At 46.0% G+C, this 26,017-nt stretch carries 30 protein-coding genes; 5 read left to right on the plus strand and 25 right to left on the minus strand.

Features of this window, described 5'->3' with window-relative positions:
- Positions 1 to 8: 8 nt before the first annotated feature.
- The 17 genes from ACO08I_RS29860 to ACO08I_RS29940 all read right to left on the minus strand — a co-directional run bounded on the left by ACO08I_RS29860 (position 9) and on the right by ACO08I_RS29940 (position 9,881).
- Positions 9 to 1,193 carry a hypothetical protein gene (locus ACO08I_RS29860; protein ID WP_421948046.1) on the minus strand — a complete coding sequence of 395 codons (1,185 nt, stop codon included), beginning with the start codon at positions 1,191 to 1,193 and terminating at the stop codon, positions 9 to 11.
- An 18-nt stretch (positions 1,194 to 1,211) separates the two neighbouring features.
- Positions 1,212 to 1,811, minus strand: coding sequence for a hypothetical protein (locus ACO08I_RS29865; RefSeq protein WP_282774212.1), 600 nt, complete (start codon positions 1,809 to 1,811; stop codon positions 1,212 to 1,214).
- A 10-nt stretch (positions 1,812 to 1,821) separates the two neighbouring features.
- Positions 1,822 to 3,291: a hypothetical protein gene (locus tag ACO08I_RS29870; RefSeq protein ID WP_421948047.1), complete on the minus strand. Its 1,470-nt coding sequence runs from the start codon at positions 3,289 to 3,291 to the stop codon at positions 1,822 to 1,824.
- Positions 3,292 to 3,319: 28 nt separating this feature from the next.
- Entirely contained in the window at positions 3,320 to 3,709 is a 390-nt protein-coding gene (locus tag ACO08I_RS29875) for a hypothetical protein (protein WP_282774215.1), read from the minus strand.
- Between the two features lie 8 nt (positions 3,710 to 3,717).
- Positions 3,718 to 4,122 carry a hypothetical protein gene (locus ACO08I_RS29880; RefSeq protein ID WP_421948048.1) on the minus strand — a complete coding sequence of 135 codons (405 nt, stop codon included), beginning with the start codon at positions 4,120 to 4,122 and terminating at the stop codon, positions 3,718 to 3,720.
- 5 nt (positions 4,123 to 4,127) lie between these two features.
- Entirely contained in the window at positions 4,128 to 4,466 is a 339-nt protein-coding gene (locus ACO08I_RS29885; RefSeq protein WP_421948049.1) for a hypothetical protein, read from the minus strand.
- A gap of 76 nt (positions 4,467 to 4,542) precedes the next feature.
- Positions 4,543 to 4,698 carry a hypothetical protein gene (locus tag ACO08I_RS29890; RefSeq protein WP_282774221.1) on the minus strand — a complete coding sequence of 52 codons (156 nt, stop codon included), beginning with the start codon at positions 4,696 to 4,698 and terminating at the stop codon, positions 4,543 to 4,545.
- Positions 4,699 to 4,708: 10 nt separating this feature from the next.
- A complete protein-coding gene (locus ACO08I_RS29895) occupies positions 4,709 to 4,855 on the minus strand; it encodes a hypothetical protein (RefSeq protein ID WP_282774223.1) in 147 nt (48 codons plus the stop codon).
- A 109-nt stretch (positions 4,856 to 4,964) separates the two neighbouring features.
- On the minus strand, positions 4,965 to 5,468 hold the full coding sequence (locus ACO08I_RS29900) for a hypothetical protein (RefSeq protein WP_282774225.1): 504 nt from the start codon (positions 5,466 to 5,468) through the stop codon (positions 4,965 to 4,967).
- On the minus strand, positions 5,465 to 5,872 hold the full coding sequence (locus ACO08I_RS29905) for a hypothetical protein (protein ID WP_421948050.1): 408 nt from the start codon (positions 5,870 to 5,872) through the stop codon (positions 5,465 to 5,467). Before ACO08I_RS29905 ends, ACO08I_RS29900 begins: the two co-directional genes overlap by 4 nt.
- A 12-nt stretch (positions 5,873 to 5,884) precedes the next feature.
- Positions 5,885 to 6,103 (minus strand): hypothetical protein, encoded by a 219-nt coding sequence (locus ACO08I_RS29910; RefSeq protein WP_421948051.1) that lies wholly within the window; start codon positions 6,101 to 6,103, stop codon positions 5,885 to 5,887.
- Between the two features lie 2 nt (positions 6,104 to 6,105).
- Positions 6,106 to 6,528, minus strand: a complete 423-nt coding sequence (locus ACO08I_RS29915) for a hypothetical protein (protein WP_421948052.1) — start codon at positions 6,526 to 6,528, stop codon at positions 6,106 to 6,108.
- A 62-nt stretch (positions 6,529 to 6,590) separates the two neighbouring features.
- Entirely contained in the window at positions 6,591 to 7,310 is a 720-nt protein-coding gene (locus ACO08I_RS29920; protein ID WP_282774232.1) for a hypothetical protein, read from the minus strand.
- 216 nt (positions 7,311 to 7,526) lie between these two features.
- Positions 7,527 to 7,838 (minus strand): hypothetical protein, encoded by a 312-nt coding sequence (locus tag ACO08I_RS29925; RefSeq protein ID WP_044225329.1) that lies wholly within the window; start codon positions 7,836 to 7,838, stop codon positions 7,527 to 7,529.
- On the minus strand, positions 7,838 to 8,545 hold the full coding sequence (locus ACO08I_RS29930) for a hypothetical protein (protein WP_282774236.1): 708 nt from the start codon (positions 8,543 to 8,545) through the stop codon (positions 7,838 to 7,840). The genes ACO08I_RS29925 and ACO08I_RS29930 overlap by 1 nt, the downstream gene beginning before the upstream one ends.
- 3 nt (positions 8,546 to 8,548) lie before the next feature.
- Complete coding sequence (locus tag ACO08I_RS29935) at positions 8,549 to 9,295, minus strand: hypothetical protein (RefSeq protein ID WP_282774238.1); 747 nt, start codon at positions 9,293 to 9,295, stop codon at positions 8,549 to 8,551.
- On the minus strand, positions 9,285 to 9,881 hold the full coding sequence (locus ACO08I_RS29940; RefSeq protein WP_421948053.1) for a hypothetical protein: 597 nt from the start codon (positions 9,879 to 9,881) through the stop codon (positions 9,285 to 9,287). The genes ACO08I_RS29935 and ACO08I_RS29940 overlap by 11 nt, the downstream gene beginning before the upstream one ends.
- A gap of 77 nt (positions 9,882 to 9,958) precedes the next feature.
- On the opposite strand from ACO08I_RS29940, the gene ACO08I_RS29945 reads away from it, so the two are divergent.
- The 4 genes from ACO08I_RS29945 to ACO08I_RS29960 all read left to right on the plus strand — a co-directional run bounded on the left by ACO08I_RS29945 (position 9,959) and on the right by ACO08I_RS29960 (position 13,411).
- A complete protein-coding gene (locus ACO08I_RS29945) occupies positions 9,959 to 10,432 on the plus strand; it encodes a hypothetical protein (protein ID WP_282774241.1) in 474 nt (157 codons plus the stop codon).
- A 30-nt stretch (positions 10,433 to 10,462) separates the two neighbouring features.
- Positions 10,463 to 10,924: a hypothetical protein gene (locus tag ACO08I_RS29950; protein WP_282774243.1), complete on the plus strand. Its 462-nt coding sequence runs from the start codon at positions 10,463 to 10,465 to the stop codon at positions 10,922 to 10,924.
- Positions 10,925 to 11,809: 885 nt separating this feature from the next.
- Complete coding sequence (locus ACO08I_RS29955; protein WP_421948054.1) at positions 11,810 to 12,400, plus strand: RNA polymerase sigma factor; 591 nt, start codon at positions 11,810 to 11,812, stop codon at positions 12,398 to 12,400.
- A 33-nt stretch (positions 12,401 to 12,433) separates the two neighbouring features.
- Positions 12,434 to 13,411, plus strand: a complete 978-nt coding sequence (locus ACO08I_RS29960) for a hypothetical protein (protein ID WP_282776013.1) — start codon at positions 12,434 to 12,436, stop codon at positions 13,409 to 13,411.
- A gap of 1 nt (position 13,412) precedes the next feature.
- Here the strand turns inward: ACO08I_RS29960 and ACO08I_RS29965 are convergent, their stop codons facing one another.
- The 8 genes from ACO08I_RS29965 to ACO08I_RS30000 form a co-directional block, all read right to left on the minus strand.
- On the minus strand, positions 13,413 to 16,586 hold the full coding sequence (locus ACO08I_RS29965) for a tetratricopeptide repeat protein (protein WP_421948055.1): 3,174 nt from the start codon (positions 16,584 to 16,586) through the stop codon (positions 13,413 to 13,415).
- Positions 16,587 to 16,616: 30 nt separating this feature from the next.
- Complete coding sequence (locus ACO08I_RS29970) at positions 16,617 to 18,989, minus strand: CHAT domain-containing protein (RefSeq protein ID WP_421948056.1); 2,373 nt, start codon at positions 18,987 to 18,989, stop codon at positions 16,617 to 16,619.
- Between the two features lie 373 nt (positions 18,990 to 19,362).
- Positions 19,363 to 20,448, minus strand: a complete 1,086-nt coding sequence (locus tag ACO08I_RS29975) for a hypothetical protein (protein ID WP_421948057.1) — start codon at positions 20,446 to 20,448, stop codon at positions 19,363 to 19,365.
- Between the two features lie 363 nt (positions 20,449 to 20,811).
- Positions 20,812 to 21,399 carry a hypothetical protein gene (locus ACO08I_RS29980; protein WP_282776018.1) on the minus strand — a complete coding sequence of 196 codons (588 nt, stop codon included), beginning with the start codon at positions 21,397 to 21,399 and terminating at the stop codon, positions 20,812 to 20,814.
- Between the two features lie 129 nt (positions 21,400 to 21,528).
- Complete coding sequence (locus ACO08I_RS29985; RefSeq protein ID WP_421948058.1) at positions 21,529 to 22,119, minus strand: hypothetical protein; 591 nt, start codon at positions 22,117 to 22,119, stop codon at positions 21,529 to 21,531.
- A 21-nt stretch (positions 22,120 to 22,140) separates the two neighbouring features.
- Positions 22,141 to 23,019, minus strand: a complete 879-nt coding sequence (locus tag ACO08I_RS29990) for a toxin-antitoxin system YwqK family antitoxin (RefSeq protein ID WP_421948059.1) — start codon at positions 23,017 to 23,019, stop codon at positions 22,141 to 22,143.
- 41 nt (positions 23,020 to 23,060) lie between these two features.
- A complete protein-coding gene (locus ACO08I_RS29995) occupies positions 23,061 to 23,930 on the minus strand; it encodes a hypothetical protein (protein WP_044225397.1) in 870 nt (289 codons plus the stop codon).
- A gap of 50 nt (positions 23,931 to 23,980) precedes the next feature.
- The gene (locus ACO08I_RS30000; RefSeq protein WP_421948060.1) at positions 23,981 to 24,637 is read right to left on the minus strand and encodes a hypothetical protein; all 657 of its coding nucleotides are present in this window, start codon (positions 24,635 to 24,637) and stop codon (positions 23,981 to 23,983) included.
- A 410-nt stretch (positions 24,638 to 25,047) separates the two neighbouring features.
- Between ACO08I_RS30000 and ACO08I_RS30005 the strand changes: the two genes are divergently transcribed.
- A complete protein-coding gene (locus ACO08I_RS30005; RefSeq protein WP_421949742.1) occupies positions 25,048 to 25,257 on the plus strand; it encodes a transposase in 210 nt (69 codons plus the stop codon).
- Positions 25,258 to 26,017: the final 760 nt, after the last annotated feature.

Genomic DNA, 26,017 nt, shown 5'->3' on the forward strand with positions numbered 1-26,017 from the left:
TTTATTGTTTAGAAACGGCGCATAACCTTAGTGCCGGCCGGCAATCCCATGGTGTTCGTTGCCGAAGTGTAGAAATACTCTCCAATGCTTACACCCTGAATCCCGGCATCAGCATGATCGTCCGCTTCTACGGAGGCAAACTCGGTGTTGATGATATTCGCGCCATTACTTCCGTTTGAAGTAATGCTAATACCGTCGCCTTCAATGAAACTTACGGTTCCCCCATCAAGTACGCCAACATCAGATAAGCTTACTGCAGCTGTTCCAGTCGCAACCCCAATAGAAAGCTCCTGTGCCTCGTTCGTGGCATCTCCATCAATAGTTACCGTGCCACCGTCGGTAAGGCTTAGGTCATTGCCAACCAGAGATAAATCCTGAGTATCTGTATTATCCAGATAAGGGCTCAAATCAATATCTACTGCTGAGTTCGTCAAACTGAGATCATTGCCAGTAAGCGTCAGGTCTTGAAGCTCGTCAGTGCCATTGGTCGGGCTTGAGTTCGTAATGGTAAAGTTGGGGTATGTGCCCGACACATTAATCCCTGTACCTCCTGTGATCCCTACCGTTTGGTCAGGGGCTGTGTTTGTAATTTCTATATTTCCGGATCCGTCATCCGCAATGTCGATTGCAGTACCTTCAACGATATCAACATTTCCTCCGCCATCGCTAAGGGTCACACGCCCTGTTGAAGCATTGGGGAAGGTGTTTCCCAGCGTTTGAAGCTCATCCGTAGCATTAGCAGGCGCGGTGTTGGTCACAGTAAAGTTTCCGTTGCCGTCATCAGTAACGCTGATACCCGTACCTGCTGAAATACCTTGCACAGGAGCAATGTCCAAGATTGGGACGCTTACATCACCAAGATCAGTGTCAGTAATCTCGTCGTAAAGGTCAAAAACAAGGTTTGCCCCTACAACTCTAGGATTGTCCAGCCGGGTATCGGTGTCAATCACACTTGATAGAGGGACATCAGTCCACCGGTTCCCGGCCGACTGTGTTGAGTCGTACAGGTAAAGAACCTGGTTGGTATTGTCCCAGGCAACAACACACTCGTAACGAGCATCTTGGTCTTGCATGGCCGTAATGTTATCAGGATCGCTGCTGACAACACATACACCAGAGCCGCCAGTGATTGACTGGGCAAATACACCTTGCCCAGCGAGCAATAGTGCAACAACAATGATTAGATTTCTCATGATTCGCTAAGTTTGTTTTTAATGTGTACGAATAATTAGGGCTCCCCAAGGCATACCCATAGTATTGCCTAAAGCAGCTTTGTATGGAGAACCCACAGGTACTCCATCGGCTCCAGCATCGACATGATTAAGGAAATAACCATAGATTGTTGCAGCCGTCAGTTCGTTGAGTATTTGATCGAGCTTTAACCAGTTAGAGGTTTCTAAAGATGCTTTGATGATTTGCGAAAGGCCATTCTGATTATCCGGAGTGAATAAATCAAAACCGAAATTAGGGGTAGCTTGCGTAATCTGGCCTTTTCCGAACGGAGCAGGGCAATTACCACCTACACAATCGACAGTAATGTTTGTAAGAAAAACGCTCTGCACGTTAATTGCAGTTACGATATATTTATTCTTATTGCCGTCAATAATGACATGGCCGACTGCAACATCACTTGCCGAGTATTCACTCCCTTGATCCGTAACGAATATGTCAAAAGTATAGGTGTCCGAATCGACCGCAGTCACATTACCAAAAGTACACGTACCTGTCATTTCAGAGTAGAGCGTATCTACCTGGGCAAATAGTGATTGCGCAATTGAAACAGCAATGAATAAGAGTGCGTACTTTTGCATCCTGTCAGATTTAAAATTCTCCAATAACCGTCCAGTCCCCTCCGAATCCATTAAGACCGCTGATAACGGATGTGGTAGCTCCCCCGCCTATGCCTGCATTAGGGCAAGTAACATTCCATCCTGCACCTTGCACATCAAGTTGTTGGTTCAAAGTTGTAGTGCGCTCAACAAGGGTAATATCAGGGATTACGGCATCGGCTTGTGAGGTATTGAAAGACACACCTATCCACTGAACGGTGATATTCATGTCGCCCCCGGCAGTCAAAAATGAGTTATTGCCGTTCCATCGAAACCAATCCAGAATAGTCCCGGATGGAACGGTAATCGTCCAGTTGCCTGAGCTACCGGATAGTGTAGGGGCTGTGCCCGTGTACTTGACCATGATAGTCGCGCCGCCTCCAGTGATTGAACTGATCGTAGAGGCACTACCGCTGCTGCCTGCCGAATAATCCTGAAAGCTCGGCGTACCGCTATTCCAGACCACGACCTTTTGCCCGGATCCGGGTGTAGCATCCGGCATAGCGTATTTCCCTCCAAAAAAAGAAATGCCTGAATTGCTCCTGAAGTCTAGAGGTAGGGTGGTAAATATTCTTGCGCTATCGCCGGTGAAAAACAAGCCTGATGTATCTGCCGTTGCTTTTCGGCTGATTTCAATACCACCGGCAGAGACATTTACAATAGAAGGGTAAGAGTTATCAAGCTGTGAATACCTCATTGTGGCGGCTCCTGCTATATTTGTGTAGACGTCTGCTTTTGCGCCTAATGTGTAGTTGTTCATCCGCATCGTCTGACCGGAAGGCTGAATAAGCAAGCTGCCTTTGGTACCGCCAAGTGTGTCCGTCTCTGCTAAAAACTGCCCTTGCAAATCCCTTACCCTATAATTCGTGAAAGTTTGCCAGTCCAGATTCAAATTAGCACCAAGTACCTCTGTGTTACGTTCCATCGTGCCGCCCAGCTCCACATCGACATCTGAAGTAGCGTCCTGATCATTAAGGCCATTTGAGGCGGTAACGGTTGCCCCACCGCCGCCTGTATTGATCGTCACGGTGCTGCCGTTTGTATCGGTAAAGGTGTAGGTACCGTCGCCGTTATCCACCAGCCCTATGTTGTCGATAGCGGTGCCGATAGCGCCGAGAATGACTTGGATATCCGTCCCGCTTGGGTAGGCGGTGCCGTTGATGCTGATCGGTACAGTTGTTTCTACGGTCCCTGCATTGACATTCACTGAAAATACATCCTGATCGGTAGTGATGGTCAGTGCACTGCCGTTGTAGGTGAAGTTGGTAATGATATCGCCGCCACCGCCCGGCAGGCTGGCTGCCGGGACAATCTGGAAATTGCCGGGCCCGTCAGAAAGCAGGACGTAGTTTGCGCCTGGTGCCTGCTTGATGTTTCGGGGCGGATCGATACGCTGCTCCTGGGCAAAGCTCCAGGAGGCAGTCAGGCAAAGGGCAGCAAGAATAAAGAGTAGCTTTTTCATCGCGTAGATGGTGTTTTCTGATGGATAATTATGCGGATCGTGGGAAACGGACACCGATACGGTCGTTGGCTTTAGGCCCCACGAACTCGATAGCGTCCTGGATTGCCCCTGCGTTGCGTATCGGGTTCCAGTGGTCGCCAATCTGACTGGTTAAGCCATTGACATCCACAAAAATCTGATCGTCATCATCGGGCAGCTTGCCGTTGTTTTCGGTCAGCGGGATGGTCAGGGTGGTGCCAGTGAAGTTCGGGTCGATGAAAGCTTCCCATTCCGGATCGACCAGGTAGGTCAGTTCGGAAGGGTGAATCCTTACGACTTTCCCATCGCTGGTTTCGATGACCAGCCACGCAGTGTTGTCCACGGTTACTGCCGGGTCATCGAGCTGGGAGGGTTTCTTACCTGTGATTATGCAAGACATAGCATTCGTTATATGTAGATCAGATAATGGTCGTCGTCGACTTTGAGGAACTCGTTGTTGTGGGTCATTACGGCATCGGTATAGCCCACCACTTCTTCCACGCTTTCGTACCCGGCACAATCGGTGACTTTCATGCTCACCGTCTTGTTGTTGTCGATATTGAAGGCGGGGTCAAAGGCAGAAACGACGGTCAGGGTGCCGCCAACACTCACTTCGCTGGTGTTGCCGTTGCTGCCATCCACCGCGAGGTAGTCGACGTGGGAGATAGCATTGAAAGCTGCGATCTTGCCCGATACGGTGACGGTTCCGGTATTCCCATCCATGTCTGTAAATGTGAAGACTGCCTGGGCATTATCCATGCCAGAGCAGTGCGGGAATACAGGCTTGCAGTCTTGTAAGCTGATCAGGATCATAGCTATCAGGATACAGGCACGAACCCAAAGAGCGGTGTAGGGATGGTGTGGCAGTCCTCATCGAGAAGAATGAAGCCGTCATTGGATGCCTGCACACAAACCGTATCGCCATTTTCGAGCGGGCCAGTGATTGAAATTTGGTTGTTGCCGTTGTTGCTTTCCGCCGGTGTGGTTTCTATGACCACGCCATTGCGCTTGATGACCACCCGGACCTCATCGCCCACGCTGCCTGTTGCATCGACAGTACCGGTATCGTTATCCAGCCCGGCAATTACCGCATCGAGCGGATCCTTATTTCCGGGAGGCCAGATTCGGCTGAAATGACTGCATGATAGAGATGACATATAGGCTTAATTAATCAAAGCCCTACCCTGCATCTTTGGCGGACAAGGCTTCGAGAATTTCCATAATGTGGCGTGACTAGCCACTGATCGTTCGGCTGATCAATACGCCAGAGACAATGCCCAGGATAATGCCAGCGGCAATCAGTGCGCCCACCGCAAGCCCGAAATAATTCGCGGATTGCTTGTCCAGGCTGATTTCAACGCCGTATTGAGTTGGAATGAGATCGTTCATAGCGTCGCGTTTATACTTCTGTGTTGGCTGGCAGAACGCCATCAGCAATGAGCTTCTTCAGCTTCATTTCCTGATAGTGGTCTACGATAAGACCTGCTATCACCGTAGCGATAACGGTGACGGTTGCCAGCGCAGCGTAATGTTTCCAGTTGTTCATGATCGTGGGTCAAATATTACGATGATATAATGCTTGATGAGTGCGGCAACCAATGAGGCAACCAGGCTTATCACCAAAAATTTCTTCTCTTGTTCGGTCAGTGGCAGCATCAGGATTCGATTCGTTCCAGTTGAGTTTCCAGCAAGTCGCCATAGTCCGTTCCTACGCTTCCGAATACCATGCACCCGGAGTCCCAGGTTTTGCGCATGGCTTCGCGTATCGTCAGTCCGTATGCCGCTTCATAAGCGAAATTGAGCGCCCGAAGCTGGTTCAGGTTCAATGCGCTCACCCGCCGGTAAGTATCACACCGCTTGCTGATGCCGAAGCCCAGCAGGTAGGTGGAGGTCAGCACATCGTGCAGCTCAGATACCCAGGGCTCTACATCGAAGTTCGTTACCGGGCCGTCACCGGGATTGAAGTTGATGTCCTCCACATCAAACCGGACCGGCGGCTCATTTTGCGAGCTAAGCCCGAGTGATTTGCTGATTGCCTTCACCAGGAAGTAAATGACGAGCAATACCAGGATGACCACAACGCCAATCACGACAGGCTTTACCCACACGGGGCGGCCCCGGAATAGCTGGTTGTAATCATATGGCATTAGCTGTGTCATGCAATCGCGTTATTGTCGCAAGCAAGCTCTCCTATCAGCACATCCCAGTGAGGAAGCCCTACAGATGTTGCATAGGCTTTGATCTCCTGCTCGTAAAACTTAGCCCGGCTCTCGTTAGGGTAGACGTCGATCGCTTTGAAAAAGCCCCCGACAATACTGCCATTAGTCTGGCTGTCTCCCTTCAGGTATTGTTTTGCCATGCGGTTTAGGTCGCCGCTCGGAATAGCATCCGGATTCCAGGGCCCAAAGCGGTCGCGGTTGACACGAACGCACGGCATATTGCCCATTGCGCCCGGTTGGCCCGGTTCTACTTTGGGTTGCTGGTTTTGCATTACATAGCCCGTCACGCCCAGGAGCACCAAAATAGCTACGATCAGGATGAGTGCTTTTGCAGTCTTGCTCATGGTGTAGTGGGGTTAGTTCAGGTAGGACATCGCACGTTCGACATTCACCTTATCGGTTTCTGTCTTCACGCCCGTCAGCTTGCCGGTAGGATCATCCTCGATTCCGGCAGGAGTGCTGCCATTTCCATTCTTGCTGCTGTTGACTTTCTTCTTCTTGTAGAAGTAGTAAGCTGCGATAGCAGCAATGATAACCACACCTACGATGATGTGCTTTTTATACTTCTTCAGCATGATCAGATTTTTTTGATCAGAGCAATAATGAGGACAAGCATGAAGACAAGGGCTATAGCCACCGCGACATTAGGCAGCGGCCAGCCCAGGATGTTCATTTTTGCAAGGGAACCGGGTTGGGCGTAAGACTTAGAGCATGCCAATTGCAGCTCATTTTCCAGCGCCATTCGGTTGCCATTCTGAACATGATACTCAAGGAGGTAGTCTGCCTGATCTCCTGCCAGGTCGATAGGTACATCCAGCGTTTGCAACGCGAAGTCTGTCCCATCTTGTTCCGGCAGTTCTGCCACCCGTTGGTGGATGACCATTTTCAGGTCTTCAGGCGAATACTCCCCATCCTCACGGATAAGTCCCAATGCTGCCAGCTTTTCGCTGACAGCTAAGGGATTATTCAAAAGGATAGCATCAATAATTCCTGCGCCCATTATTCTCGCTCGGTTGAAAAAATAGAGTGTCTTGTTGAAGGGTTGGGTAAAAGCCCGCACCCTTAGTCACGCGCCCGGCCGATCATCCAGAATGTCAGGATGATATGCAGCCCGTGGTAGGCATAAAACTCCAGCGCTGTCTCCCGGTCGAAACGTGCCTTGCGGTCGGTCAGGGGGATGACACGCACGTCCCGGTCAAAGTTGCCAGGATCGTTAAAGTTGGACACCTCCAGCTCGCTCGTAATACGATCACGAGTGTTGAGGCTGTGGTAGGTCATCTTCTCCTGGAACTGGAGTTGGGCAGAGGCAGCAGCGCCAGCGGCAGCAGCTACGTCCATCTTGATACCTGCGAAGAGGTAAGTCCAGCCACACAGGCCGCCCACCCAGGAAGGGTAGAGGTTGTTAGCAGAAGAGCCAATGTACACCGAACCAGCCGGGTACTTGGAAGCAATGCCATTCGCAGCAGAGAAGAAGTTGCCTTCGTCAAAAAGAACGATACGCTCCTTTGCCGGCGTCAGGCCCTGGCCAGTGAGATCGATGTGGACCGTTACCGATTCTTCAACTGCCAGACCGTTAGGAATGGAAGTCGGAACAACAGGCTGTCCGGTAGGCACCTGCATGTTTACGTTTGCGCCACGTTCAGGAGTGACCACCTTGGATTGGGATGCGCCCTGCGCACCGAGACGAGATGCGACACCTGGCGCAACGCTACGCGCAACATAGCCAGAGGCTTGCTTTTTGCGCATATCCTGCTCCAGTGCCCGCTTCAGCATGTTATTCATCTTGGATGAAGTTTTAGTTTTCGATAGCTTTTGATAGCGTGAATGAGTCTCAAATCTATCGGAAGAGGAAGTGGGCAAAATCATGTTGAGCGGTGTTTGTACGTAAGCGCACGATTCGCAACGTGTTGTGCCGTTTTCGTTACACAGCGGGCATAAAAAAACCAGCAAAGCAGATGCTTTACCGGCTGGGGATGTTACGAGTACGAAAATTACATCTTACTTAGAGTCCTGCCAGCAAAAGACCAGTCGGACGTTTTCACCGGCTCTCTCCAATACCGTTTCTATGATGATTCGGGCTATCTCAGTAGTGACCTGTGTGCGATGCAGGTAGGGCTCATAGTCGTCCCAAAAACCTTCCACACTTTCTTTGAGCAATCGGATTTCGCTCATCCAATGACTGCGCCTGCCCAGATTAAGGACATCCCGTATTTCTTCTTTGTAGACAAAACTGCCATTGCAGCGCACTTTGATGATGCGCGGTTTGTCGTGTGCTCCCGAAGGTGCTTGTATTGGATTTTGCGGTTCCATCACACGTCGATTATTTCATGATATTGAACCCAGTTGTCCGTTGCAGGGGCCTTCAGGACACGCTGGTAGGCTTCCCAAAGCTGCTCGGCGCAGCTGTAGCGGCGGAACTGCCGGTATTCCAGCTCACGCTCTCCGGTTTTGAACAGGATGATCTTGGCAATCATATCTCCCCGGATAAAAAAGAGCGGCACCCGCATGATCTGGTGGCATACGTAGAAGACTTCCAGCCCGTAGTTCCGGTGGTTGTTTACGATGTCGATCTGCCAGTCCGGTGGGTTGGCCCGGACATAGGTGGTCCACTCATCAAAGACTACCATGCCGTTGCGGAAGTGCGCCGCCAGCATTTCGTGCATGTGCTGGATTTCCCTGCTTTTGCGGCAGACGTAGCGTAGTGCGCCTTTTTTCCATACCGGGTTGCCTGACGAGTCTTTGAGGGTAAGCAGTTCAAGCGGGTCTTCCAGGTCAAGCCCCAATTGCTGACAGGCTTGCTCCACAGTAGGCAGGTGGCGGAACGCCCGGCTAGAGCTCATATCATGGATGAATGCCCTGGGGTAAATGCCTTTGCAGTAGCTATTTTGGAAGGACTTCAAGTATTCTTCTACGAGGTCAATCAGCAGGGTAGATTTTCCCTGCCCTTTGCCCCCGATCAGCAAATAGGATTGGTAATCTCTCGCACCTGTCTTTTTCCGGTTAGCTCTTTTCCCCATCTGTTACACTTCGATTCCTGCCTTACGCACCACTGACCAGTCGATTGTATCAAGGTCGGGCTTATTCATTCGGGCTTCCACCAAGCTGCCCACAGCGTTTGCCTCATTCATGACCAGAGAGCCAATGACAGCCCACTTGGTGATATTGGACTGCCCACGCAGACGGCGTTTCCGGATTTCCAGCTCGATCAGCTTTGCCAGGGTTTCCCGCTGCTTATCCTTCCAGGCCAGACGGTCCAGAAAGTCGTCGCGCATTTGCTCATGTTTTTCGATGTAGCCCCAAAGCTGTTCTAACAGTGCCTGCTCTTCCGTGTTCCGGCTGTTTTTCATAGACAACTGACGGGTGATCCGCTTGATGACCTTTAAATCGCTGCGGCTCACCGTGCGGTTATAGACGAAAGAGTAGATCAGGTGGCGGGCTCCCTCAAAAGCAACGATAACCAGTTCGGCGTTGAGTTCGTCCTCCTCCAGCATGTCTGCTGCGGGGACTGTGCCGGGAGCGGTATCTCCTTTTGCTTCGGCTGCTTCCTTTTCCTGCTCTTCTATTTTCTCTTCCGCATCATTGAGAATGTCCTTAACATCACCGAACATATCGTCAATGATGTTTTCATTCACATCCGGCTCATCCGTCACCTCTTCGTAGTCGGTCGCCTCACCAATTGGCGGGCGCTCAAAAGAAGGCTTAGTGATTTCGTCCTCGCTTACAGGTTTGGGCAACTCTTTAGGTGTGCCGAAAAAGTTATTTTTCATCTTCCTGGATTTCCATGCTATTGAGTGGCGGTATGATCTCGTGCTTTTCGAGCACCTTCAGGCCAGGGGTCAGCTGGTCGCCGAGTTCGCCGAAGTTGTCGGTGATTTTGTAGAGGTTCTTCCGGATGGAGGCAATCACGCTCACGATAATATTGCCGGTGGCTATATCTTCCTCTTTCGATTCCGATTGTTTGAAATTGAAAGCTTTCATCACGCCTGAAATAAGACGGGAGCCTTTTATTGGGGATTTCTGAGCCATGCCCTTCTTCACTGCATCCACCACAAAGCCAAAGCGGCTGTAGATGCCGTACAGGCCATTTAGGAGGATGTCGCGCTCTTCCCGGACTTCGGTCAGGGCTTTTTCCAGCGTTTCATAGTTCGATTCCAGCTGCTTGATGTGTTCTGCCTGCCTTTCCAAAAAATCAGCATCAACGATGTAGACCTTTTCTTCATTTAGGAGTTTGAGCGCAGAGCCCCGTTTGCCTGTATCGAAATCCCGCAAAAATGCCTCTACGTGTTCCGATTTTGTAGGGTTGTGCTGGTGAAAGGTCTTATCAGTTTTCCCTGTTTGTTTGGTTGTTGCCATGCCGTTTGTTGTTACTAAGTGTAAAAATTGCTATTTTCGCAACAAGTCACAACCTCCTTACTAAGGACAAAAAATTTATGGGGGTACTGAAAACGCTGCAAAATCGCGGCATTATCCGGAAAAGAGTCCGCGATATCAACTTCAAGGAAGTCACGACTAAGTATCACGCCCAGCGCCACCGCCGGGGGACTTTTGTTTTTGAAACCGTGCTCAAATACTCCGATGAAGAAGGGGAGATACGAGGTTATGAAACCATCATCAATTTTCAGCCAGACGACAGCCGGTACTATCTGCACAATCTTTTCCAGACCGAGGAAGGCAACCGGGCCCAGGCTATTAAGGAAGCCCTGAAAGCTGCGAAAGCATCGCAGAGCTACAACAAGCTCACCGATGAAAGCCTATTTGATCCAGACCTGATGGACGAAATCAAAGGCACCTTTGTGCAGGCCCTCAATGACATTGAGTTGTGGGTAGAGAATCGGAACGGCTACCCCTTCAAAAAGCTCAAAGGCTTCGGTCGGTTCTGGCTGAATCTCCAACGATCCGTTTAGCATTATTTTTTAACTAAATAGGTATTTACAATGGACAATCAATCTAAAGAGCAGCTGGCCAAAATCGCCGCCCGCCGCAACGAACTTGCAAGCGAGCGCGAGCAGCTGACCAAAATCACCCAGGAAGAGCGTGACCTGGCTTATGAGGAATTTAAGATCAAGATGGGCTACACCGAGACGCTGGCAGAAGAAGCCAAGACGCTGGAAAACGAAGCGGTCGGTAATAACACCTTGAAGCTGACTGTCGAGTTTGGCAAAAAGAAAGTCGAGATCGACATGAGCAGAGCCACCACCCAAAAGGTAGCCGACCTGAGCAACATCGCAGAGAAGGTGGTCCGTGATCTGGCTATGTACCAGCGCCAACTGGGCAACGGCTTCCGCATGCTCCATACCAGCGGCAACGAGGTCCTGCAAGCGCAGTACAATGAGGAAAAGCGGAAGGCTGAGAAGGCCCGTGTCCGTGCTCGGGCTAAACAGATGGCTGAGGGGTAGGGGAGTAGCGCTTATTGATAAAATGAGAAAGCCCGGGCGTGGATGCGCCTGGGCTTTTTAATTGCTGCCCTGAAAAAGGACAACACTTATATATTATGCTTGAATCGACGTTTGCTCTCTGCTTCGGCCTCACATTTCTTTGAACAATAGCTTGAACCTCTAAAATCTTTGTATTCTTTACCCCACCACTTACATACTTTGTCAGACACTATCTTGCAGCTGTTAGCTGCAATAATAAAGAATAGGAACCCTATGATGCCTGCCAATTTTGATTTCGACTTAACAGCTATTGTAAATGATTTTGCGTTAAGCTGGGGGGATATCCACCGCCACGAACGGTGGGGGGCTGTATTAAGTGGTGGGCGCTTTCGTCTGTGTGGAGTAGAGCGTTATAACGCTTGCGTTTGCGGGAGCGGTGATCAAGGGCTAAAAAACTATACTTAATTTGGAATTAAAGATTTTAGGGTTCGAGTTATTTCTCTATCTTCATTGTTGAAGATTAATCCTACCGCTTAGCCTATTTCTTGAAGAACAGATGACGTTATCCTTGTCAGGTTACGCTTACGTGCTGAAGGGCTTTTACTTTGAGTAAGTAAGGGCATGGTTGGCAGTGAAGAGTAATGTGACTTCTTAAAAGACTGGGAGTGCACACTAAATAAACAGTTATGAAAATTTCAACTTTTCTTTCTCTAGTTATTTTCTTTTGGAGCTGTACGGATACACTCGATGTTTGGCATTGGCGCACAGCTTTCAAAAATTAATTCCATCCCCAAGCACTTCATGGCTATCGGCAAAGTTGCCGCATGATTCGCCACGGACTATTGCTTTAAATGATTAGTATTTTAAGACAACCACCCTCTTTTAACCTCCTACTGACAATAATCTATGAAGAAGCACCCCAGTCCTTCTGACGACATGTCTGATGAAGAGATCGCCGCCGCATTAAGAGGTAAAAACCGTAAGTTACAGGATAAGGCGTTACAGCAGCTGTATCAAGACGATATAATCAGACATACCATTATGAAATGGGTAGGGAACAGTTCTGATATTAATAGCGATGATATCCTGCAGGAGTCAATTATCACCTTTTGTGAGAAAGTCTGGTCTGGAGTGTATGACCCGTCAAAAAGTAAAGTGAGGACATATATTCTAAGTATAGCGAATTTCCTTATCATGAGAGATGCAAGGAAAAATAACCGGCGAGACAACCTATTAGAGCAGGAACAGCTAAGCAACCCCGATAACCCTTTGTTGACAGATCAGGGTATTGACCCGGAAGAGCTATTGGAATCTAAACAAGAAAGAGAATGGATTCATAAGATACTTGCAAAGCTGGGCAAACGCTGCCAAAAAGTATTAGGACTTTGGATGTTGAGTTTTTCCAGTGCAGAAATTGCGATGGAGATGAGATGGACAGAGTCTACAGCTAAAGATGCAGTCAAAGAATGCAAAAGGAAGTTACGGGAGTTGTTTTGAAAATGCTGTGAATGGTTTTTTAATTAAAATGTGATGGATCAGAAATATTCAATAGAAGACATAGAAGCTTACCTGATGGGGGTAATGCCACCGGGGAAACGTGCTGTATTTGAGGCAGCGCTTGAAAAGGATGAAATGCTACAAATACAATTCGAGCAGGTGAAAAAACAGGTGGAGGTTTATAGGTATTTACGCAAGCAGGCCCTCCGGCAGAAATTTGAAATTTGGCGGGCAGATGGGACGATAACCCCTCTGCCATCCAAGGCGGATCCTGTTTCTGATACCAGCACTAAATACCGTCCATGGATATGGACAGGGGTAGTCTTCCTTCTTTTGGCAATATTGGGAGTAATTGTTTGTGAAATGTCATCTGCCGCGACCCTAACGAATGAAAAGGCAGAAGAGGCAGAAGAGGCACAGCCTAGCAAGGACACCGTAACAAAGAAAAGGCAGTTCCCCCTGGAGGTATTAGCAGATACGGTGGAGATAAATGAGGCTCAGCCTGAGAAAACTCTGCCACCTGATACTAAAGTGCAAGCCAAAGAGAGAAATGTGCCAATTGCTGAAATAGAAGAAAAAGACAATAAACTGCAATTGGAAGTTAAGGGCCAGCATAATCAATTTATGGCATCGGTCTTTAACGTTTATCGAGCTAGTTCTGAGGAAGCAGATTCTATGGAAACCAGCATACAAGAATTATACAATAAAGGAGATTTTGAAACCTTGTCGTCTATTGTGCCTGATTCTATGCATTTTCTAAAAGGTATAGTGCTTTTCAAAACCGGGACCTATGAGGCAGCGGCACAATCCTATTTAGCGGTAGATGACGTTTTTAGAAAACACGACGCTCAATATTTAGCCCTATTGTCTTACGTTGCCCAACTTCCGAATAATTGCGATGCTTATATGAAGCTGTTAAAAGAGATTCTGGAGGAAGAGGGACATAGCTATATGGATAGGGTTGAGGAACTGGCCGCAAAAGTAAAAGCAAACAGGCTTTGCCAAGATTAGTTTATTGGTTAATAGCTCGCATATCCCCCACCGCCGAAAATGCCGCCCAAAAAGCAGGGTGTTTAGCGAAGTTACTGGGCTGTTGGTCCAGATATTTGAGCTGAGCCGAGCGCAGTGCCTCATCCTTAGGTGCTCCTTCCGCCAGGTATTCATAAAAATAGCCCATCAATTCCGCCGTCTTACCGTCGTTGACACTCCATATTGGAAAAACAAGGCTCTTGGCTCCGGCATAAGCAAAGGCGCGCGCCAGGCTGATGATGCCCTCGCCCCGCTGCAACTGGCCTGCGCCCACCTGGCAGGCGGAAAGGACGACCATATCAGCATTGAGTTCCAGATTATATAGTTCACGCACAAAGAGGCGGGCTGCTGTTGAGGTATCTGTGGGGCTGGCAAAAACGAGGAAGGAATAATCGCCTACCCGGTCATCGGCTTGTCCATGAGTAGCAATGTGGAGGAAGCGATAGTGAGCGGCGTCTTGAAGGAAAGCTTCCTTGGTCGCCTTTTTGCCGGAAAAGATTAGGTACTTTTTAGGGAAAAAGGAGGCTACTCTTTTTACTTCAGGGCCTGTAAAGGGTAGTTTTTTCCAGGCATCACTTCTTTGTTCTGTTATGCCGGCTATTTCACTTTCAAAGAACGGAGCAAAAGCCAGCAACTGGCCTTCCGCTTGATGCCGGTGCTCTTTGTCTCGCATCTCTTTCAGTAAGGTGGCAGAATAACTGTAGCTGAACTGATGCTCTTTGAGCAAAAACGGATAGGTTTTAGGGTTGCCTATATTGCCCGGCTGCCCGCTGAGTAATGCAGAAAAGGGCAGATAGCCGAGTACGCCATCGGGTACAATAATTACGCGTTCCGGTAATTGTTCGGCTACGGGCTGTATAAGGCTATCGTAGAGCAGTTGGGCATATTTGAGGTAGGTTTTCACCTTGTTGGTGTTGCTCACCCCTTCCCGGAATTTTGCCACCCAGTCTTCCAACGGAAAGTCTTTTTTGACCTCTTTTAGTATTGGCGCTCCTTCTTTTGGGATCAGGAAAATGAAAATGCTGCTGTCGCCTACAAAGTATTCGAGCAGTGCCTGATCGGGTTTGAGTAACTCTTGCTGTACCTCGGAGATAGAGATGGTGGAGCGGTCATATTTTAGGCGGTGGTAGGCGGGGTAGGCCTCTTCGAACTGTTTTTTGAGGGCTTCTAGCTCTTGCTCCAGGTCGAAGATTTGATTGCTAAGGGAAAGTACAGTAGTATCAATGGCCTCATAGTCTTTTTGGAGTAAAGCCCGGCGTTTTTTATCTAAGTATGTCATGTCTATCCGGAGGTCATATTCTCGTTGGAGTAGGGAATCGGGGATACCGGAAAATTTAAGAGCATTTGATTCCTTGATAGATGCATATAATAATTGTGCCTTAGCATTTTCTGCGATAAAAAATGCATCTTTTAAATAGATTGCTGAATCTGTCAGAGAATAAAGCGAATGATTTGCAATTATAGCTCCTTCAAACGTAGATTGTATGTTCTCTCGGAGGATAGATTTTGATGAGCTTAGTTCGGATTGATACTGTATAGTCTCAAAGGCTTCCTGATAAGCCCGACGGGACGCATGTAGATAACTATTATGTTTTAAGACGTCATATTTTTTATTGAACAGATTGATCTGAGTGTTTTGAGTCAATAATAAGCCAGGAATCGAGGAAATTGATGATAGCGAATGCCCACTTTGAAAACTCAAGGCCCCAAAGGATTTTTTTAGTAAACTCTCTGCTTCTGTAAAGGATTGTCTCTGAATCGCAATTGAGGCAAGGGCTCGATAAACTTTCGCAACTTCTGGATGCCTTCCACCAAAGACTTTTATGTTTTCATTTAGCGCGCTTTGATAGTAGGTTTGGGCTATGTTTAGTTCTCCTTTTTCTTCGTACACTAATCCTAAATTAAAATTGGAAGAAGCTACGTCAGGGTGCTCTTTTCCAAGTAGTGATTTCCTTAACTCAAGTGCCTTTTGGTGAAATTTGACTGACTCTTTAAAATCTTTCCTGTCATAGGCAATGGTGCCAAGGTTATTATAAGAGTCTGCCACGGTACGGTGATTGTGCCCGAATACCTCTAATCGTATTTCCAGAGCATCCTTTTGGTATTCGGTTGCCTTTTGATAATCCTTTAATGATGAATAACAAATGCCAATGTTGTTTAATGTGGTAGCTATATCAATGTGTTTTTTTCCATAGTATTTTTTTTCCAGAAAAAGTGCTTTGGATAAGTACGATATAGCGCGTTCATAATCTCCCAAGTTAATATAACCAACTCCTATATTATTATAGGTTGAGATAATTTCTGGGCTTTCATCACCGTATAAGCTCGTATCAATTTCAAAAGCTTTCAGTAGATATTCTAACTGCCTTTGGTAGTCACCTTTATCCATGTAGGAAGTACCGAGGTTTAAATACGAATAGGCAGTATGTTTGTGTAGAAATCCTAAGGCTTTTAATCGGATTGAAAGCGCTTTTTTGTGTAGTTCAATTGATTTGTCAAAATCTCCTATATCTTGAAAGTTTATTCCCAAGTTGTTATATGACTCAGCTACTTCAGGTGAATCCTCCCCGTACATTTTAATCCTTAACCTTAGGGCCTGACTATCGCATTCGATTGATTTTTTATATTCCCCTCTATTATTATAGTTCGCCCCCAAATTGCTGTAGGCTATAGGTGTGTTTTTGTGATCCTCACCATAGAGTTCCAGAATTAATTTGAGTGACTCTTCATAGTATTCTCCAGCCCGTTCATATTCACTGTTATAGTTTAAGGTAAGGGCAAGGTTATTCAGAGATATAACAACTTGAATGTCGCCTTCTCTGTAAATTTGTTTTCTAATATTTAGTGCTTTTTCAAAATGAGTGATTGATTCGTCAAATTTATTCATGTAAGCAAGCACTTGTCCTATTTGGTCGTAAACAATGGCAATTTCTTTGGTTGTTTCGCCAGTTGTTTGAATATAAATATCTTCAGCCATTTGAAGCGTGCTTAATGCTTCGATTAGCTTTCCTTCTTGGGTCAGCCTCTTCCCCGCGTCCAATAGTTTTTGGGCATAGGAAGTATCTCCAACCTCCCACTCCCGTTCCTGAGCAGACAAGAACTGCCCCCCAATCAATAGCATTACAGCTGTGACACTTAAATACTTGATATATTGCATAATGACGTGTTTCTTATGTTATAAGAAGGTTTATTTGATCGGGGCCATATCTCCCACCGCCGAAAATGCCGCCCAAAAAGCAGGGTGTTTAGCGAAGTTACTGGGCTGTTGGTCCAGATATTTGAGCTGAGCCGAGCGCAGTGCCTCATCCTTAGGTGCTCCTTCCGCCAGGTATTCATAAAAATAGCCCATCAATTCCGCTGTCTTACCGTCGTTGACACTCCATATTGGAAAAACAAGGCTCTTGGCTCCGGCATAAGCAAAGGCGCGCGCCAGGCTGATGATGCCCTCGCCCCGCTGCAACTGGCCTGCGCCGACCTGGCAGGCGGAAAGGACGACCATATCAGCATTGAGTTCCAGATTATATAGTTCACGCACAAAGAGGCGGGCTGCTGTTGAGGTATCTGTGGGGCTGGCAAAAACGAGGAAGGAGTAATCACCTACCCGGCCATCAGCCTGCCCATGAGTCGCAATGTGAAGGAAGCGGTATTTGGCGGCTGATTTTAAGAAAGCTGCTTTTGTAGCTTCTTTCCCCAACAGGATCAGGTGATTATCCGGAAAAGAAGAGGCGGCTTGTTGCACTTCGGGGCCGGAGGCGGGCAACCCTTTCCACACATCGCTTCGTTGCTCATTTACCGTGGTGGTTTCCTCTTCAAAAAAAGGAGCAAAAGCCAGCAACTGGCCTTCCGCTTCATGGCGGTGTTCTTTGTCTTGCATCTCTTTCAGTAAGGTGGCAGAGTAGCTGTAGCTGAACTGGTGTTCTTTGAGCAGAAATGGATAGGTACTCAAGTTGCCCAGGCTGACAGGCTGCCCGCTGAGCAAAGCTGAAAAGGGTAGGTAGCCAAGTACACCATCGGGTACGATGATGACGCGTTCCGGTAATTGTTCGGCTACGGGCTGTATAAGGTTGTCGTAGAGCAGTTGGGCATATTTGAGGTAGGTTTCCACCTTGTTGGTGTTGCTCACCCCTTCCCGGAATTTTGCTACCCAGTCTTCCAGCGGAAAGTCTTTTTTGACCTCTTTTAGTATTGGCGCTCCTTCTTTTGGGATCAGGAAGATGAATATGCTGCTGTCGCCGACGAGGTATTCCAATAAGGCTTGGTTATCGTTGATTAGCTTTTTTTGAACATAAGAGTCGGAAACTGGGGAAAAATCATACTTCAGCCTAAAGTAATTAGGATGGTTTCTTTTATACTCAGCCGTTAATCGCCGGAAATCTAAATAAGCATCATTCAGCCGGGCACGCAGGCGTTGGTATTTGGCAGAAGTTCTCGGCACTCCTTTTTCCACAGCATTCGATAAGTCGATTTGTGCACTGTTGATTGCCCTAAGTACTTCCTGTTCATGGTTTCTAAGTTCGGCTGATAATTCTGCTATTTGGGTGGCTTTGGATGACAAAAAAGATTCATACAGGATAAGCGATTTGGAGTGTTCGATTACGCGGAAGCAGGCCTCTGTATATTCAATGGTATGGGGCATTCCTTTTAGTGATAAAAGTCTTTCTGCAAGAGCAAGTGCATCAGGGCCAAGCTTTTCCTTAGAGGACTGTACCAGTATTTGTTTGCGTTGCTCTATTAAGCAAGAATCGGCTTTGTTATAGGCATCAAAAGCAAGTAGCGGGGCTTCTTTTTGTCTGTATGCTTCTGCTAAGTAGAAAAAACAGTTAAAGCCCCGGGCATATCTGTTGAGGGTTTTGACAGAGTTATTTTGGTAGGAGTTTAATATTAAAGACTGCTGCAGAAAATCGATGGCTTTATCAGGCTTGGATATTTGTAAGTTGCACATTCCCTTTTCAAAGTACACATCAGAAAGGATGTCTTCCACTTGCTGGCCACTAAACTCATCGATTATAGTGTCCAATTGCAGCAAGGCTTTATCCGCCTTTCCTAATGTTCTCAAGTCTTTGCCCAACATGAGCCGGGCAATAGCAAGGTCATTAGGTCCAATCGGATCGGCTAACAGGCACTTTAATCTTTTTTGCTCAGAGCGTAAAGAAGACTCATGATCACCTATACGGCGGAACATTTCGGCTTTTATTTGTAGAAGTGAAACAATAGCGTAAGTGTTATTGCTTGTCAGTTCTTCGGCTTTATTTATGACTTCAAATGCAAGTTCTGTCTCCCCGTCGTTGGATAAAATGTTGGAATAATTAGCCAGGAAAATCGCTCTTTTGTGAGGGGGCAGTCCGCACGATTGAAGGCTGGCAATGCCTTTTTCGATATATGTTCTTGCGAAAGTATTCTCTTTAATTCCTAAGTATAGAATAGCGATGTTGTTGCAAAGAATGACAATGAGGTCCTGTATTCCTTCTGTGCTTTCGGCAATTTCGAGGGCATTTAACCGCATTTGCAGAGAGGCCTTCCAATCTCCGCTGCCGGCGTAAAATCCGGCAAAATGGTTCATAAATTTGACAGATTGCCTACTATTTGAACCGTATAAGCTTTGAAGAGTACTTAGGCACTTGGAAAAATACCACTCGGTGCTGTCATAGTTCATTTTCTTTTCATGAGCTTCTCCTGCTTTTTGGTAAGATTCTGACAGAAGCAAGTTCGAAAGGCTATCTCTTTCATTTTGCAGTAGCTTGATTGATTTATGGTAGTGCCGTAAGGCAAGGCCAAATTGTTCTTGTTCTAAGAATTGATCCGCTTTTTGTTGATAGGCCTGAGCTATCTTGTAAGAGATGCTTTGCCCCGTGCTATAAGTAGCAATACAAGTCAATAATAAAAGTGAAATAAAGGGCTTAAGGCTGGGGTGCATGGCAATATTTTTTTAACTGTTATGGCATTCGAAAATTAAGGTTATCTAGTTCACTCATCCTGTATTCACTTGTATTGATTGCGACAAGCGTCTTCATATCGAATACCCCTTCGCTTGCACTAAATATATGAGATAACTGCTTTATGTTTTCATCGTTCTTGATGTTAAAGTTACGTAGGTATAAGGCAAATTCACGTAAGATTAAGTTTTGAACTTTTAGTTCGGAATACAAGTTGAACGCTGCCTGCTTCCGATGGCAAATCAGGTCTTGGTCATTGGTAAACGAGGCTTGGTCCGCCTTATAGGTTTCCTTTAAAAATTGAATCCACCTATCGTTCATCTGTACCGGATAAAAACAGGTGTTACCATCTATTATATTATTGCCATCTACCACTATCGATTTTACACTCTTGGCAAGTTTGATACCGGAGGTGTCGGTAAAATGGATATCCTCACTTGTCAGATGGCCTCCTGCCAAACTTTCAACTTCCTGAAGCAACATAGGGTATTCCCAGCTCAAATCGGTATACCGGTTAATGATTTCGTTAAATGCGTCTTCCTTAATGACAAAATGTTCAAAGCTATTTTCATAATTCATGATCTTCGCCCGCAACTCATTGCTCCTCTCAATATACGCTTCTGTACGCTCAATAATGCGATCTATTTCCGCCTCCTTTTCCACCTTTAGACTGTAAATGATGGACATAGGAGCAATCACCAATAAAGCCAGAAAGCCAGACAATACCGGCCAGCGGTGATGCGCAATGAAAACCGCCACTTGTGTGTACTTTGATTGGATGCGGTTCCACATAATACTGTTGCAGTGGCTGCACAGCAAGGGGCCGGCAGGGCTGTTATGACAGTAATCACAATGGCTGGAGGCCGGTTCGGCTTTTTTCAGGTAACGCTTGATCTCTACAATTGACCAGCGGTTAACTAATATGGCTACCAGGGTGAAGCCAATACCGCTGGCAATAAGCGCCTGATTGAGCCCCCAGATTGTGGTTTTTTGTTTATTAAGGATAATGAATAAGGTAAAGATGGCCGTAAGCAGGAAGAATAGTATTGCCAGGCCGAGCGCGGTATGGGAGGATTTTTTTGTCATTTTAGGGTGATATTTAAGTTTTAGGTAAAATCAGAAAGCAGTGAGATGAAGTATACACCTATAAAATGGGGTTACTTAATTTAATTGTGAGCCCCAAGCGCATTAAGAAATTTTGCGTAAATAAACTGCTTGAAATCATTATACCTCCCCTCAAGCAAAAGAACCACTGCTATTTCCTTTGCTACCTGTCCCCTTGCATTACCTACACGTATAGGGATCGACATAAACCCTTGTTTCATTATTAAATATGAATGACACAGCATATTATATAAGGTATGCTTTGGTTTCGTAACAACACACTTTCCAGCTTAAACGCCGACGATTGATATGGTTTGCTATGCTATCAATCGTCGGCATGAACCACTATTGCTCGTTCAGTTGGATTGTAACACAACCTGAGTTTTTAGTTGCATGATTGTTCCCCCATGATTTATTAACAGATGTTCCTGCACCGCCTTTTATCAGAGGAGTTCCTCCTTCAATATTTAATTTGCCTTGCACGGCCCATTCTTGTTCTTTAGCAGTTATCTGTTCCTCACAGTGAGTATAGTAATTATTTCCCGGAATTGTTTGCGCGAGTTTTATAGCTTCTTCCATGGACTTTGGTACCTTAAAGGTAAAGGATAGTCCAGCATAGTTCGGGCTGTTTTTGATTTCAGTGGCTTTAATTACATATTCATCGCCTTGTTTATGATTTGTAACTTTGTATTTCTTTCCACTTTTTGATTTATGTACATACTGATAATAAGGTTGAGTTGTCTCTAAATTCATGTCTTGTTCAGAAGGTTCATAACCACTACCACCAGCTGATGTACCACTTGTACCTCCTGCTCCTTGAGCACTACCGCCACCGTCCATAAGAATAATGACAGTGCCTACTTCATGTGCTTTCTGGGCATTAAGTGTGAAAAACCCGATGGCAAAAAATGCTAAAAAAGATAACCTTTTCATGATAATTTGAAATTTGAAAGTGAAAAAATAATTTACAATTCAATCAAGCAGGCATAAGCTTCCCATCTTTCGGTCATCCCAAAAGTAAGTTCATTCCTGCCAGTCAGTTTATTACTGTTGTTTACCTTCCTACATGCTGCGCTGAAAATAAAACCAGCCGCTTTTATTGATTGTGTACTCAGTTGTAAACGCCAGCTTTGCCGTGAAGGTGTTGGGGCTCGTCCACTGTACGGAAAAGCGGTTCACGAGTTCACCGCCCTGGTATTGTTCAAGTATGCCGGACTGGTCATTTGTTTTGACATAGCCCCAGCTATATTCCCTCGGATAAGTCGCATTTACTGACCAACTATTCCAAAAAGGGTTAAGAAATTCAATTACACTCAGGCAACTACCGTCACCAAAAAATTGCTGTGTGAACCTGTATGTTGTAAAGTCTGAGTGTATATATTGCCATTTACCAATGAGTGCATTTAATGTTTCGAGCTTCTTTTTTTCGGGTTTTACATCAGGGGCATTGACGTTTACCGATTTTCCAGTCCCATTGCAGCGCCTGCAGGCGATGTAGATAAAAGAACTGTTTCCATAGTCGTCTGTGGTATAGAATGGTACGCTACCAAGACCCTTGCATTTTAGGCATGTTCCGGCCTGTGCCGCTATTTGTCCATATGCGGTTAAGAACAGAGCAAAGCATAGCCATACGCCCTTCGAGTTCATTTTCATAACATTTAGATTGAAGTGCTATTAGCGTATTCTTTGGTAAGTCAGTGTCCGCCCTATATTCTCCGGGTTGTTAGAATGCAATACAACAAAGGAAACCCTATTGTTGCCCTGCCACTGTATGCGGCTTTTTGCAACCATCTCCTCACCATCGTATTCTTCCAGAAAATGCCCGCCAGCAGCTTGCACATATCGCCAATTGTACGATGCTGTAAATGTGCCATTTCCCAGCAATGGACAAAACATGGCCATAGAAGGGTCATTGGATTGATGATCAACTTTGGTTTGGATCGATAAAATACCATCTGCTGAAAACGTCACCTTATTTTGGGTAGTTTTGGTAATGTGAGGTGATGGCGTATTGTATTTTACTTCGTTGTACAACCAGGTACCCAATAGAGGGGTGTAGATGGCCCCCCTATGGCGGTTTTTTGTAACCGCCTTTCCTTTTTGGTAGATGGTTTTCCGGGTAATAGTTCCGTTCGGGGCGTATTCTGCAAACTCGCCATGTGGCTTACCATTTAAGAACGAGCCTTTTTCTTTGATGGAGCCATCCTGATAGTACCACTCTGCAGGCCCCTCGAATAGTAGTTCATCCGGTAATTGCGTCACTGAAATAGCTTTACATTTAAAACGAAGCCCGCCATTCGGATAATAATCCTTGACTTCCCTTAGTACTCTGCCATCTGTAGCCGCAGTATAGTGCACTTGTCCCCAATAATCTGTAAAGGATTGCATGCTGGTCCCAATTTCAAGATTGGTTACTTTGCGATAGCCTTCCGCAGGTTTGTAGCTGGTCCTATACCAGTCGTCAGTATGGTATTCTTTGGTTTGCCCCTGCGTAGTCGGTACAAATAGGAAACAAAGCAAGAATAGGTGTAAGATTTGGGTGCTGAGTTTCATTGTTTTGTGGTTTTGATTGACAACCAAACGGTGATCTGCCATTATTCTCTGGGAAACAGTTTCCGCACTTCTTCGTCTGTCACCCCTTCCGGAAAGGTAATCTCGGAGTACTCAACAGGCTTTTCTTCCAAGCTTCTGGGTTTGATCTGCGTGCGAATTTGCTCGATGAAAATATCATGCAGCTCCTTGTAGGAGAATTGCCGTTCATTTTCTACTGCATATTTCCCAAGTTCCACTCCCAGACGCGCTGCTGCATATCTCTCATTGGGTGTGCCGTGGTGTTGAGGGTGGTTGAAATTGTAATCACCAAAATCCATCAATGCCTGGTATACATCCTGGATTTGAGACCATGCCCAGCGTTTAGCCAGAAAAAGGTAAAAACCGCTAAATGCGTCAGCCTCCAGTTCCATATGAGCAGGCTGGTTATAATCGTTCCAATTGGAATGAAACTGGGTGCGGTGCCCCCACTCATGGGCCAAGATGCTGGCTACGGGCAATTCGCCATATTGGTCCAGTATATCCCAAAACATGTAGTAGCCAAACCTGATTTGCCCATCACTGCTGGCATAAGCATTCTTTAATTCCGGCTCAGGCTCTAAAAGGATAGACACTTGGGCAGGGATCTGCTGGAAAAAGGCACGTTGTATGGCCACTTCTTTCCAGAACTTTTGATCGTAAGCAGCATGACCTAAAGAACTGATGATTTGTCCAGATTTGCTATAGCCGCCTACCCAGCCTAAACAGCCGTGCATGGGCATACAAGAGCCATCATCTTCATTGGCATCGGGATGGTAGTTGAACGAAAATTCATCAGTACAGCCAGATATAGATGGTAGTAGTGTTGCCGGTTCTTCACACGACCAGATGCTTAGAATGCTGAGCATAGTAAGATACAAAAGTAGCTTCTTCATGATGATATCATTTTAATTAGGACATTGGAATGTAGAGAAGAATGATATTCTTAGTAGCGATATGGATTGCCGAGCCCACCTGGGGTGTTCGTGGGGTATTGTGGGCCAGGGGCGGGATTAGTTTGGGGTGAAGGCATGTTCGGGACATTAGTAGGAAAGACAGGGGTGGCCTGGGAAGACGGGTTGGGGACAGGAGCTGTAGTAGGCTGTGTGGACTGAATGAGACCTAGTTGTTGAGCAATAGCTAAATACTCCTGTTGAGATTGGATAGGACGAGCGTTAACCCGAGTGGCTTGACCATTAGATCGTACCGTAAGCTGCCCGTTCTGAAAAACAAAAGTGTCTGGTTGGTAGCCGGGTGCCATTTGCCCGGTCGAAGCAATACGGGGTGTGTTGCACATGATGACAAAGTCCTGATTGGAGCCCTGAGTTTGGTTTTGCTGACTCATTTGCCATCCAGATTGCCCGAAAGCGTATACATTTGGTACCTGTAAGAGGCTTAGCTGTGCAAGTTGCTCTATCACCATGATTCCATTTTGTGATGGAATGGCAACTTTAAATACGCCTTGCCGGGTTTGTTCATTTATTAGAATTATACCCTTATGAGGGATACCTGAGCCTGTAAACTCTACATATAAGGCAGATTGTTGGGCAAAAAAGGTTATAGGCAACAATAAAAAGATAAGGTGAAAAAGGTGCTTTTTCATGGCTGCAATTTTTGAATATCCATTTTCAAATGTGCTGTCAATAACTTATTGACACCAATAATCTAAAAGGGGGGGGGAGACCATGATTTTTTTTAAAAGCATGCAATATTACAGGCTGAAATGTCTGGTGCCACTGACATTTTCAGTCACGGTTGACCGGGATTTCACGAAGCGGGGCCAAGGTCAAAGCCCATAAGTACACCTAATTTAAAAGGAGAGAAGAAGTTGAGCAAGGCACAAAAAGATAAGCCGGATAGCTTGTTTAAGCTATATCCAACTCTTGACGAAGCCTACTGGCTTAAAATACTATTTGATGACTTCTGGGAAATGAAGGAAGAACAATAAGCAGAAATATTTTTAGCTGATTGGTGTGGCCAGGTGGGGGAGAGTAACATCTTCCCATTCATCGAATTCACCAAAACCCTGAAAGCTCACTGTTATGGAATTTAATAAGTTTTACTACATCTCGGTTAACCAATGGGATATTAGAAGGGATTAACATAAAGATCCAGCTGGCAAAAAGAAGAGCGAGGGGGAACCGGAATATCAATAATTTTATCACTATGATCTATTTATTAGCAGGTAAACTCGACCTTAAGCACCCACACAATTCCGCATAGAGCCATTCGTTTTCTACCTGTAAACCTAAGCAAACCCATGGCTGTGAAAACGGAATTAACTTATACTTTACAGAAGTTCCCGTAAAAGTAAGACTAACGGTTCCACAGCCACATAAAAGCAATAAAGAACCATTGTTCAAATAAATATGCACACTTCAAAAAAATCGCAAATATGTAGAAGTTGGAACCGGAAGTCTCACAAGGGCTTATGCGTTCATAAGCCTTTCCCAATTTAAACTAATGCAAACTAAAAGGTGCACAAAGCACGCTCACTTAATTTACCCTTCGTTTGACATACCAAAAATCAGAAAAACCAGAGGGTACCGTAAAGTGTATTCTTACTTTTTGTGACAGTTAATTGGAATTATTTACACGTAAAAAACATGATATTTGTATATATTGTTCGGAATTACGCTTTAAAAAGGAATAATATTCTAAATATCTCGCATACGCTTCCTATATCCTAGCTTTATAAGAATCAAATATATGAAAATAAATTAAATACAAGTGACACATATCCTTCGGCACAGTATGCGCTGAAATAACGCTTAGGTCCCCCATTCATCGAGCAGGTACATAGGGAAATGAGCTACACTATTTTTCAACCTGATTCCAATCTTTAATGCACTGAAGGATCAAACAACCAAATGATGCAAAAAGCAGTAGCCTTTGGCTACTGCTTGAAGAGGATGTAAAGAAAACAGTCTGACTGGAGCGCTATGTGCTTTTGCCTTGAGTTAAAAAGGTCATGGGCATGTAT

This window comes from Phaeodactylibacter xiamenensis, assembly GCF_965229835.1.
Lineage (GTDB): Bacteria > Bacteroidota > Bacteroidia > Chitinophagales > Saprospiraceae > Phaeodactylibacter > Phaeodactylibacter xiamenensis.

Bases quoted from the DNA above. Each gene is read 5' to 3' on its own strand.
- ACO08I_RS29870 (WP_421948047.1), bottom strand. From the start codon at position 3,291: ATGAAAAAGCTACTCTTTATTCTTGCTGCCCTTTGCCTGACTGCCTCC.
- ACO08I_RS29890 (WP_282774221.1), bottom strand. From the start codon at position 4,698: ATGAACGATCTCATTCCAACTCAATACGGCGTTGAAATCAGCCTGGAC.
- ACO08I_RS29930 (WP_282774236.1), bottom strand. From the start codon at position 8,545: ATGGGGAAAAGAGCTAACCGGAAAAAGACAGGTGCGAGAGATTACCAA.
- ACO08I_RS29990 (WP_421948059.1), bottom strand. From the start codon at position 23,019: ATGAAACTCAGCACCCAAATCTTACACCTATTCTTGCTTTGTTTCCTA.
- ACO08I_RS29905 (WP_421948050.1), bottom strand. From the start codon at position 5,872: ATGAGCAAGACTGCAAAAGCACTCATCCTGATCGTAGCTATTTTGGTG.
- ACO08I_RS29980 (WP_282776018.1), bottom strand. From the start codon at position 21,399: ATGAAAAGGTTATCTTTTTTAGCATTTTTTGCCATCGGGTTTTTCACA.
- ACO08I_RS29935 (WP_282774238.1), bottom strand. From the start codon at position 9,295: ATGAAAAATAACTTTTTCGGCACACCTAAAGAGTTGCCCAAACCTGTA.
- ACO08I_RS29915 (WP_421948052.1), bottom strand. From the start codon at position 6,528: ATGGGCGCAGGAATTATTGATGCTATCCTTTTGAATAATCCCTTAGCT.
- ACO08I_RS29895 (WP_282774223.1), bottom strand. From the start codon at position 4,855: ATGAACAACTGGAAACATTACGCTGCGCTGGCAACCGTCACCGTTATC.
- ACO08I_RS29865 (WP_282774212.1), bottom strand. From the start codon at position 1,811: ATGCAAAAGTACGCACTCTTATTCATTGCTGTTTCAATTGCGCAATCA.
- ACO08I_RS29955 (WP_421948054.1), top strand. From the start codon at position 11,810: ATGAAGAAGCACCCCAGTCCTTCTGACGACATGTCTGATGAAGAGATC.
- ACO08I_RS29900 (WP_282774225.1), bottom strand. From the start codon at position 5,468: ATGACACAGCTAATGCCATATGATTACAACCAGCTATTCCGGGGCCGC.
- ACO08I_RS29965 (WP_421948055.1), bottom strand. From the start codon at position 16,586: ATGCAATATATCAAGTATTTAAGTGTCACAGCTGTAATGCTATTGATT.
- ACO08I_RS29875 (WP_282774215.1), bottom strand. From the start codon at position 3,709: ATGTCTTGCATAATCACAGGTAAGAAACCCTCCCAGCTCGATGACCCG.
- ACO08I_RS29940 (WP_421948053.1), bottom strand. From the start codon at position 9,881: ATGGCAACAACCAAACAAACAGGGAAAACTGATAAGACCTTTCACCAG.
- ACO08I_RS29860 (WP_421948046.1), bottom strand. From the start codon at position 1,193: ATGAGAAATCTAATCATTGTTGTTGCACTATTGCTCGCTGGGCAAGGT.
- ACO08I_RS29985 (WP_421948058.1), bottom strand. From the start codon at position 22,119: ATGAAAATGAACTCGAAGGGCGTATGGCTATGCTTTGCTCTGTTCTTA.
- ACO08I_RS29880 (WP_421948048.1), bottom strand. From the start codon at position 4,122: ATGATCCTGATCAGCTTACAAGACTGCAAGCCTGTATTCCCGCACTGC.
- ACO08I_RS29960 (WP_282776013.1), top strand. From the start codon at position 12,434: ATGGATCAGAAATATTCAATAGAAGACATAGAAGCTTACCTGATGGGG.
- ACO08I_RS30000 (WP_421948060.1), bottom strand. From the start codon at position 24,637: ATGAAAAAGCACCTTTTTCACCTTATCTTTTTATTGTTGCCTATAACC.
- ACO08I_RS29970 (WP_421948056.1), bottom strand. From the start codon at position 18,989: ATGAACCATTTTGCCGGATTTTACGCCGGCAGCGGAGATTGGAAGGCC.
- ACO08I_RS29950 (WP_282774243.1), top strand. From the start codon at position 10,463: ATGGACAATCAATCTAAAGAGCAGCTGGCCAAAATCGCCGCCCGCCGC.
- ACO08I_RS29945 (WP_282774241.1), top strand. From the start codon at position 9,959: ATGGGGGTACTGAAAACGCTGCAAAATCGCGGCATTATCCGGAAAAGA.
- ACO08I_RS29885 (WP_421948049.1), bottom strand. From the start codon at position 4,466: ATGTCATCTCTATCATGCAGTCATTTCAGCCGAATCTGGCCTCCCGGA.
- ACO08I_RS29975 (WP_421948057.1), bottom strand. From the start codon at position 20,448: ATGACAAAAAAATCCTCCCATACCGCGCTCGGCCTGGCAATACTATTC.
- ACO08I_RS29995 (WP_044225397.1), bottom strand. From the start codon at position 23,930: ATGAAGAAGCTACTTTTGTATCTTACTATGCTCAGCATTCTAAGCATC.
- ACO08I_RS29925 (WP_044225329.1), bottom strand. From the start codon at position 7,838: ATGGAACCGCAAAATCCAATACAAGCACCTTCGGGAGCACACGACAAA.
- ACO08I_RS29920 (WP_282774232.1), bottom strand. From the start codon at position 7,310: ATGAATAACATGCTGAAGCGGGCACTGGAGCAGGATATGCGCAAAAAG.
- ACO08I_RS29910 (WP_421948051.1), bottom strand. From the start codon at position 6,103: ATGCTGAAGAAGTATAAAAAGCACATCATCGTAGGTGTGGTTATCATT.